The sequence below is a fragment of the Glutamicibacter sp. BW80 genome (genome assembly GCF_002332385.1).
Lineage (GTDB): Bacteria > Actinomycetota > Actinomycetes > Actinomycetales > Micrococcaceae > Glutamicibacter.
In genome coordinates, this window is sequence record NZ_NRGV01000075.1 from 157,626 (window position 1) to 166,813 (window position 9,188).

Below are 9,188 nucleotides of genomic sequence, written 5' to 3' on the forward strand. Positions count from 1 at the left end.
CACGTACATTGAGTGATGGAACACAGTTTCCTTCCGCTTCCGGCTAGCATCCGGAATCCGGGATGACAGTGAAGTTGAGCTGACAAAGAGGTCATTCACTTACAACCGACAAAGCTGCGAGGTTTTCTTCTCGCAGTAAGTACGTGGCCAGGAGGTTTACGGTGGGTAATGAACTAGCAGGCGTAGCGGAAAGCAATTCCCATGACTTTGTAGTGGTGGCTAACCGGTTGCCGGTGGATCGGATCACGCTTCCGGATGGCACCCAAGGGTTCCAGCGTTCTCCTGGCGGTCTGGTCACCGCGCTCGAACCGATCATGGCTGCCGCGGATGGCGCATGGGTCGGCTGGCATGGCGGAATCGACGAAGAGCTCGAAGAGTTCGACAAGGACAGCATCCACCTCGTTCCGGTCCCGCTCAGTGAACAGGACCTAAGCCTCTACTACGGCGGATTTTCGAATTCCACCCTCTGGCCGCTCTATCACGACGTGATCATACCTCCGGAGTACCACCGCACCTGGTGGGACCGTTACAAGAAGGTCAACCAACGTTTCGCTGACGCGGTGGTGCGAACCGCCGCGCACAATGCCACCGTGTGGGTCCACGACTACCAGCTGCAGCTGGTTCCACAGATGCTGCGGATGGCACGCCCCGATCTGAAGATCGGCTTCTTCCTGCACATCCCTTTCCCCGCCGCCAGCCTGTTTTCTCAGCTGCCTTGGCGCACCCAAATCCTGGAAGGTCTGGCCGGAGCCGATCTAGTCGGCTTCCAGCGCGAGACCGATGCGTCCAATTTTCTACGCTGCCTGCGACGGTTCACCGACTATTCGACCAAGGGGCACGAAGCTACCCCGTCGTCGACGCATAAGATTCAGAATCTGTGCCGCGCTGTGGCCCATCCGATCTCAATCGACACCGAAGAAATCGCCAAGCTGTCGCGTGATCCGCAGATCATTGCCCGCGCTGCACAGATTCGTTTGGAATTGGGCAATCCGAAGACAATCATGCTTGGCGTGGACCGGCTGGACTACACCAAGGGCATCAGGCACCGGCTGAAAGCCTATGGCGAGCTGCTCAACGATCAGGCACTTCGCGCCGGAGATGTCTGTCTGATCCAGGTAGCCAGCCCAAGCCGTGAAAACGTAGATTCCTATATGGAGCTGCGCGATCAGGTGGAACTGATGGTCGGCCAGATCACCGGCCAACACGACACGCTGAGCCACACCACGCTTCGCTACTTACACCACTCCTATCCGCTGCGCGAGATGATCGCCCTATACCTAGCCGCCGATGTGCTACTGGTGACAGCCCTGCGCGATGGGATGAACCTAGTGGCCAAGGAGTTCGTGGCATCCCATCAGGATGGTCGTGGAGTCCTTGTGCTTTCCGAATATACCGGTGCGGCCGATCAGTTGACCCAGGCGGTGCTGGTCAACCCTCATGACATCGATGGCATGAAGGCAAGGATCGTCGAGGCGGTCAACATGGACCAATCCGAACAGGCACGACGCATGCGTCGAATGAATCGCCATCTGCTGGAACATGACGTGACCCGTTGGTCCGCTCGCTTCTTGGAAGAACTCGCCGAAATCAATTCGCGAGCGAACCAAATCAACGCCGTAGCCAGCCATTAATAACATCGCCTAGTCTGAACGGAACGACAGTGCCGAATCTCGCGCCCGAATTACGCGCCGATCTCTCCACCTTCGCCGGGCACCGGCGAATCCTGGTTGCTTTGGACTTCGACGGTACGCTCTCGCCGCTCGTGGACCGCCCCCAAGACGCCAGGCCTTCCACGCGGGCCGCACAAGCCTTTGACGAACTTGCGCGACAATCCGGCGTGCACACGGCGGTGGTCTCCGGCCGGAACCTTGAATCGCTCACGGCGGTGTATCCGGCCCCCAGACCGGATAACTTGATCGGTTCCCACGGAGCCGAACGGCGCGTTCCGTCCGTAACCCCGGATGCGCCAGAACAACGGGAACTCACCGATGCCCAGCGGGAGAACCTCACGGAAATCACCGCCCGATTGAGCGAAGTCGCGCAGCGGCATGAGGGAGTCAATCTGGAGCACAAACCCTCGGCTACCGTCCTGCACGTACGCCAAGCCCAAAGTCCTGGCATTGCCGAGGCCGCCTTGGCCGAGGGGAACCACGCCCTCGCACACTTGCCGGAAGTGCGCCTCATGGCAGGAAAGGCCGTGCTAGAGGCCTCGGTCCATGCAGGCGACAAGGGACAGGCTTTGCAATGGTTGCGCCAGGTTCTCGATGTTGATGCGCTGCTCTTCGTCGGAGATGACGTCACCGACGAGGATGGCTTCCGGATCCTCACCCGTGAGGACCTCGGAATCAAGGTAGGTCCAGGCCCTACACTGGCCGCGCACCGCATTTCTGGGCCGGAGATACTGTCCGAACTTTTGGAATTGCTGCTTTCTATGCGAGACTAAGGTGTCCCATATCACTTTCACTACGGATCGTCGGGCACGTACCTGCCCGTGAAAGGATTGTCATCATGGCAACTGTGACCTTTGAAAAGGCCACCCGAATTTACCCGGGCGCACTTGTGCCTTCAGTCGACGCAATTGATTTGCAGATTGAAGACGGGGAATTCCTTGTTCTAGTTGGCCCATCGGGCTGCGGCAAATCGACTACCTTGCGCATGCTAGCTGGTCTCGAGGAAGTCGACTCCGGGCGAATTCTCATTGGCGATAAGGACGTGACTAACGTTCCGCCAAAAGACCGCGATATCGCCATGGTCTTCCAGAACTATGCTCTTTACCCGCACATGACGGTCGCTGAAAACATGGGCTTCGCCCTGAAGATCGCCGGCGTCGATAAGGAAGAACGCAATAAGCGCGTCCTCGAAGCTGCAAAGCTGCTGGATCTAGAAAATTATCTAAGCCGCAAGCCGAAGGCGCTCTCCGGCGGCCAGCGCCAGCGCGTCGCCATGGGACGAGCAATCGTTCGCTCGCCTCAGGTCTTCCTGATGGACGAGCCGCTGTCGAACTTGGACGCCAAACTTCGCGTGCAGACCCGCACACAGATCGCATCGCTGACCCGCCGACTCGGTGTCACCACCGTGTATGTCACCCACGACCAGGTGGAAGCGTTGACCATGGGTGACCGCGTGGCGGTGCTCAAGGACGGCGAAATCCAACAGGTTGGCACTCCCCGTGACCTCTACGACCGCCCACGCAATGTTTTCGTGGCCGGATTCATCGGATCTCCGGCAATGAATCTCATTGAATTGGAAGCCTCTAACGGTCAGGTCGCCTTTGGCAACACTTCCTTGCCCGCTCCTGGCGCGCAGGGTGCAACCACCATGGGCATCCGACCGGAGGATCTGACTCTCGCCACCCCAGGCGAGGGTGCAGAGCTGATGGTGGATGTGGTCGAGGAGTTGGGTGCAGATGCTTATGTCTATGGCACGGCCCAGCTAGGCGGCAAGAGCCAAACCATCGTGGTCCGAGTCAACGGCCGCACCCCGCCTGCCCGCGGCCAGAAACTGCATATCCTGCCGCTAGGGCAGCACGTGCACCTCTTCGACACCGCCTCGGGCCTGCGTCTAGCTGATTAGTCTCCGAAAGCAATAAGACCGGTTGTAGGACTCGTTAGAGTTTCACAACCGGTCTTTTGCGGTCCGTACGGGAGGACGTGGAACGGTGGTTAAACATCGAAGGTCCCGAGATATTTCTCGGGACCTTCGGCAAAATATGCCCGGCGATGACCTACTCTCCCACACCCTCCCGAGTGCAGTACCATCGGCGCAGTGGGTCTTAGCTTCCGGGTTCGGTATGGGACCGGGCGTTTCCCCCACGCTATGATCGCCGTAACTCTAACCCTCACGGTCAAACCGTGGGAAAATTACAGTGTCATTCGCAGTTGCGATAACTCAATAACTATAACAGGGCCAGGCTTCTAAGGGCCAATCGATAGGCTCCTATCCGACGGTGCCCTTCGCCACACTAAATACAATTCGGTTGCAGCCTGTGCAGCTGATAGACACTGCCCGCCCTCCGACTCCTGAGCCGGTACAGGACATGCGTGCAGACCGCCGAGCGCGTATCGATTGCTGCCATATGCGCTGCGTCAACGCCGAGTTTATTGATTCGGATTCGCCGCGGCAGAACGGCTTATATTGCAAAGTTTATTGCTCAGGGCCGGCGTGAGCAGCTGTCTGTCGGAGTTGTATGTACGTTGATTGAAGTTAAATTCTGGCCAGTGAGTTCAATATCATTGAGCCGAAGGACAGCAGCAAAAAACAGGAAAAGACCGGACGCAGTCCGGGCAACAGCCGGCCGCGCCAGCGGACGCCCGTTTTATGGATTTTTGAAAAGTAGCAACAACATGCCAAAGCTCTCCATTCTCAGGACACCCATCCGTGCTGGTCGAACCAGAGCCAACGAATATTTAGGAACTCACTTACCCGCAAACGCAAGAGTTCGTCCGCGACATAATCGACCTACCCTCGGCGACTAACTCTTCATAGCACGTTCGAGAAAAAGACACTTACAGCCCAGGGATACGTTCTCTCGACTAAATGAATATCTTCACCTTAGTCAAACGGTCTATAAAATTCTCATGGCCAAACTTACACGCGAATATGAACGTATTTGAAACAAGAAGATGGCCAGACATCGCAAACCATCGTTTTCCAAAATTTTTATATAAAACTCGTGACTTTACTCTTAAGGCGTGTAAAGATTCATATATCAATCGTTCTGAGAAGCGGAACGAATCCGCCCATCGGCGGAGTAAACATGATCAAGAAGACTCTCCTGAAATCCGCAACATCCATCTCAATCGTTGCAGCAATGACGTTGGGTGGTGCAGCCGGAGCACACGCAGCAGCACCAGCAGTAACCGCACCCGCCACATCCGCAACTACCCTGACAAGCGTTTCCTCGACCCAAAGCACCACATTGTCGGGAACCGCATCAACCGGCAAGCTCACTTCGACCGAACGCAAAAGCGTCGCCGGAAACGCATCCACCCAGACCAACGTCGCTGCTCCAGCAGCCGTACCAATCGCGATACGCCTAGCCGTCAAAGCAGGCATGCAAGTACTCAAACGAACCAACGTCAAATGGTACAACGCCATCAAAGCCCAACTCGGCAAAGGGCGGACCGCCTTCGCAAACTGGTGGAACACGACAGTTCCAGGTCCAATCAAAACGATCGTCTACGGCGCCACGGGCGGGGTCGGAATCAATGCACTCTACGACGCTCTTTTATGGGTGCTCGGGTTCAACTAAGCGCTCTCCAGCTACAAGTTGAAGACCAAAAGGCTTGCACCATAGGTGAAACAAATCAGATCCGTTTATGTCAAAGTTAGATAGGGAGAACCATCAATGAAAAAGATGACTAAATCGCTGGTGTCAATTTCGATCGTCAGTGCAATGACTTTGGGTGGTGCAGCCGGAGCACACGCAGCAGCACCAGCAGTAACCGCACCCGCCACATCCGCAACTACCCTGACAAGCGTTTCCTCGACCCAAAGCACCACATTGTCGGGAACCGCATCAACCGGCAAGCTCACTTCGACCGAACGCAAAAGCGTCGCCGGAAACGCATCCACCCAGACCAACGTCGCTGCTCCAGCAGCCGTACCAATCGCGATACGCCTAGCCGTCAAAGCAGGCATGCAAGTACTCAAACGAACCAACGTCAAATGGTACAACGCCATCAGGTCCCAACTGAATAAGGGACGCACGGTATTCGTTAACTGGTGGAATACTTCGGTACCAGCGAACGTAAAAAACGTCCTTTACGTGACGACAGGTGGATTGAGCGGCAACGCTCTCTATGATGCATTGCTTTGGGTATTTGGTTTTTAGCCATCAAACAAAAGGCTCGACTTCCTAGAAAATCAGGAAGTCGAGCCTTTGTTACTTGCCTGAGCGTAAATATCTGATGAACTCAATACCAATACCGAGGACCACAGCCCCGAGACTAAATAGCAAACTAAAGTTCCAATACGGCTCAAACGCCATCCACTCAGCTTCCTTGGCCAGACGAAGGACTAGCCATATCAGGACAGCCAACACGACCCCGGAAATAATGAAACCAGCCTTGGAACGAACTTTTGCATCAGGCATCAAAGCATTGGCGTATTCCTCCGGCTCTCCGAATTCTTCAACGAGCTGGTCCTCCTTCGAGCCATAACTTTGCAGACTCAAAAGCGCATCCTGGACCACTTCCGGAGAAGCACCCAAAGATCGCAAAGCTGCTTTCAAACGCGTTTCATAGTCAAGCATCATTTTCCCCTTTTGCTGATCATCGATAAACTCCGCGATATGTCTTGCCAAGCATTCTCCGCGCCTGACAACTCATTCCGACCTTCATCTGTTAGCCGAAGCATCTTTTTTGCCGGACCATGTGACGTCGTATCCCAGTAATGTTCAAGAAGCCCATCATCTTCAAAGCGACGAAGGATCGGATACATTACTCCACCTTTGACATGCCCAAACCCATACTCCTTGAGCCGCACTATTAATTCGTAGCCATGTATATCTTCGTTAGAGATTACGGCTAGCGCTGCATAAGGGAGCGCGCTTCTCGCAAAGTCATTCCTCCATTGTCTGATTCCCATATCTACATTGTATATCTCACTAGATAGAATTTCTAGCTACAAATTATTTGCATGTAGACGCTCCGCCCGATGCGCCCGATGCGCCCGACTTACTAAACTAGCCTCGTCCGAGGGCACAAGCCATCGACTACATAGCTAAGGTCTTGAAGTACTTTACTCGCAACGTTTTTCGGGCTGATATTCGACATCAGTGTGGCAGCTGTGGCCTCCTCGCTGAGAGCATCGGCCAGCCGTTAAACCAGCCGATTCACCATTTATTTCAGATGGAACCAGACTGATGCCCTTAGCGGGGCAAGAAACCCGCAGCCGCCAATGCAGGAAAGCATGTCATCCATCAGAGTTGGCCCAACTAAGAGCATCCTGATCAGAAAAAGGCGCTGTAATCCCGGGAATCGCGGCAAATCCTCATCAAACAGACGACCATGGACCGGTCGAGGGTGACTACTGGAGGTGTTCCAAGAGCCTGATTTTTAGAACAAAAGAGGCATCATGCAAACATGATTCAAACGACGTACTAATTACAGGACGCAGACGTTCCAGTAGCAGATAATCGTATGATGTTCGCGTAGTCCTTGATCGCTGAGCTTGTGGAGAAAAGAGGCACGGTGGCTCCTGGCCAATTGTCCAGACATCATCTGGATGATTGTCAACGGCCAATACTTTCTGCCCACCGGCGGCCAGCAAAAATGCCCATGCATGGCCAACTAAAATGCCCACTGGCGGCCACTATTCCTGCCCACTGATCAATTCCAGAAATAGCGCTCACCACCGTCCAAGAAAAAGCTAGCTCAACGCACTCACCCCTTGACCCGCCATGGCCTGCGTAAGCCTCACCGATTCACCACTGGTCTGGCAAATATGAGCATGGTGCAACAACCTGTCCACCATGGCAGTAGCCAACGTCTTGGGCATCAACGCGTCAAACCCCGCCGGATGCAGATTCGAAGACAACGCAATGGAACGCTTCTCATACGCGGCATCAACCACCCGATAAAGCGCTTCAGCCGCATCATCAGGCACCGCCAGCAAGCCGATATCATCAATAATGATCAAGTCAGCACGCAGAACCTTCGCGATCGCCTTGTTCACGCTGTCATCAACCCGATGCGAACGAACAATCCCGCCCAGCTGCTCCAACGTGAACCACGCGACCTGCCGACCTTCCTCAACAGCCTGCTGTCCCAGAGCCTCAAGAAAAAACGTCTTGCCCGTGCCCGACGGACCGCAAACCACCAGATTCTCCTTGCGGTGCACCCATTCCAACGTGCGCAACGCCTGCTGCGTCGGCAACGGGACCGTCGAAAGCGACGGATCCCACGACCCGAAGCTCTTCCCCGTAGGGAAGCCTGCGGCTTTGCGTCGGGTAGCGAGCATCGAGCGTGCCCGGCCACTGATTTCTTCCTCCAACAAGGATTTGAGCACCTCCGCCGGGTCCCACCGCTGCGACTTCGCCGTGGCCAGCAGCTCTGGCGCTAAAGCTCTGGCGTGAGGCATCTTCAACTGCCGCATCAGCTGTTCCAACTCTTCAGCCAACGGCGGTGCACCGGCATTCGTGGCAATCATCAGCTAGTTCGCCTCCTTCAATAAGGAGCCGTAGTCAGCCCACGGCGAGGCTCCCTGGCTCAACGACTGCTGTTCGGGAGCTTGACGGCGCAGCTGCCCGGGTGCAGCTGATTCAAGAATGGAAAGCAGATCCCTGTGCCCGAACCTCCCATTCGCCGCAGCCAAACCCAGCGCGCGGTCCACCGGGGCTGATCCTTGGAGTTTGGCCAACGTCACTGCTTCAGCCATCTTCAAATTCACCCGTTCAGCACCGGCGGCAGCGGCGGCCATCAACCACTGATGGGCGCCTTCGCCCAAGGCGAGGAATTCCTTCTCAGCCTGGCTTCGGGCCTTGGGACGCTTCACGCCTGGGACTTTCTCTTCGCGGTCAGGGAAGTGCGACCCGTTCACTTGCATCACTCCCGGGCTTCCTTGAGCATGCCGAGCAACTTCGGTCGGCCCATCTGCACCAAGGTGCACGATAATCACTTCGGCGCTCGCACCCATCCCGCGGGTGCGCACCCACACCTGTTCGCCGAGCAACCGGTATGGAACTGAGTACTGGACGTTTTCATAAGAAATCATCGGCGACTTTGCCGGAACCATACGGCTCACTCCGAACGCAATGGTGAAAGGCTGTGCCGGCAGCGTGTGCAACTGCGCGCGTTCCTCGGCGAGCATCACCGCTGGCTGACGCTTGGTGGTGCGGTGCACGCGGTCATTGATCATCGCCATGAACTCATCACAGGCCTGTTCGAGCTGCGCGAAGCAGTCATATTCTGCGCGCAGGTTCGTGTCCTTGGGAACCAGGTCGGCTTTGGCGACTTTCACCGCGTTCTCCACCCCGCCTTTGCTGGCTGGATCTGCCGGTTCGCACGTCAACAGGCTCACCGAGTAGTACTTGGCGAAGGTAACGGTTTGCTGGTTGCGTACCGGGATCCCGGCGATATGCATGGTGGTGACCGTCTTTTCATTATCGGTCAGCACGTACGTCGGAGCGCCGCCAATGATCCGGAAGCTCTGGTCAATGGCCGCGAATCAGGGTTCTGGACATCGGC

The 9,188-nt window shown here is 55.8% G+C and carries 8 protein-coding genes and 1 rRNA gene; 5 read left to right on the plus strand and 4 right to left on the minus strand.

Annotated features, from left to right (window positions below; translation table 11 throughout):
- Window positions 1-161 precede the first annotated feature (161 nt).
- The 3 genes from CIK76_RS18595 to ugpC all read left to right on the plus strand — a co-directional run bounded on the left by CIK76_RS18595 (window position 162) and on the right by ugpC (window position 3,573).
- Complete coding sequence (locus CIK76_RS18595; RefSeq protein WP_096289231.1) at window positions 162-1,631, plus strand: trehalose-6-phosphate synthase; 1,470 nt, start codon at window positions 162-164, stop codon at window positions 1,629-1,631.
- A 29-nt stretch (window positions 1,632-1,660) separates the two neighbouring features.
- Window positions 1,661-2,443 (plus strand): trehalose-phosphatase, encoded by a 783-nt coding sequence (gene otsB, locus CIK76_RS18600; protein WP_176484316.1) that lies wholly within the window; start codon window positions 1,661-1,663, stop codon window positions 2,441-2,443.
- Window positions 2,444-2,508: 65 nt separating this feature from the next.
- The gene (gene ugpC, locus CIK76_RS18605) at window positions 2,509-3,573 is read left to right on the plus strand and encodes a sn-glycerol-3-phosphate ABC transporter ATP-binding protein UgpC (protein ID WP_096289235.1); all 1,065 of its coding nucleotides are present in this window, start codon (window positions 2,509-2,511) and stop codon (window positions 3,571-3,573) included.
- A 138-nt stretch (window positions 3,574-3,711) separates the two neighbouring features.
- On the opposite strand, the gene rrf is transcribed toward ugpC, so the two are convergent.
- Window positions 3,712-3,828, minus strand: a 5S ribosomal RNA gene (gene rrf, locus CIK76_RS18610).
- Between the two features lie 781 nt (window positions 3,829-4,609).
- Here rrf and CIK76_RS18615 point away from each other — a divergent pair.
- Together CIK76_RS18615 and CIK76_RS19215 are read left to right on the plus strand one after the other, a co-directional pair.
- A complete protein-coding gene (locus tag CIK76_RS18615) occupies window positions 4,610-5,251 on the plus strand; it encodes a hypothetical protein (protein WP_141393628.1) in 642 nt (213 codons plus the stop codon).
- A 96-nt stretch (window positions 5,252-5,347) separates the two neighbouring features.
- The gene (locus CIK76_RS19215; RefSeq protein ID WP_141393629.1) at window positions 5,348-5,833 is read left to right on the plus strand and encodes a hypothetical protein; all 486 of its coding nucleotides are present in this window, start codon (window positions 5,348-5,350) and stop codon (window positions 5,831-5,833) included.
- 51 nt (window positions 5,834-5,884) lie between these two features.
- Here CIK76_RS19215 and CIK76_RS18625 read toward each other — a convergent pair whose 3' ends face one another.
- The 3 genes from CIK76_RS18625 to CIK76_RS18640 form a co-directional block, all read right to left on the minus strand.
- Window positions 5,885-6,304 carry a hypothetical protein gene (locus CIK76_RS18625; RefSeq protein WP_176484317.1) on the minus strand — a complete coding sequence of 140 codons (420 nt, stop codon included), beginning with the start codon at window positions 6,302-6,304 and terminating at the stop codon, window positions 5,885-5,887.
- A 1,067-nt stretch (window positions 6,305-7,371) separates the two neighbouring features.
- On the minus strand, window positions 7,372-8,109 hold the full coding sequence (gene istB, locus CIK76_RS18635) for an IS21-like element helper ATPase IstB (RefSeq protein WP_275542578.1): 738 nt from the start codon (window positions 8,107-8,109) through the stop codon (window positions 7,372-7,374).
- 45 nt (window positions 8,110-8,154) lie between these two features.
- Window positions 8,155-9,117 carry a hypothetical protein gene (locus tag CIK76_RS18640; protein WP_096289247.1) on the minus strand — a complete coding sequence of 321 codons (963 nt, stop codon included), beginning with the start codon at window positions 9,115-9,117 and terminating at the stop codon, window positions 8,155-8,157.
- Window positions 9,118-9,188 lie beyond the last annotated feature (71 nt).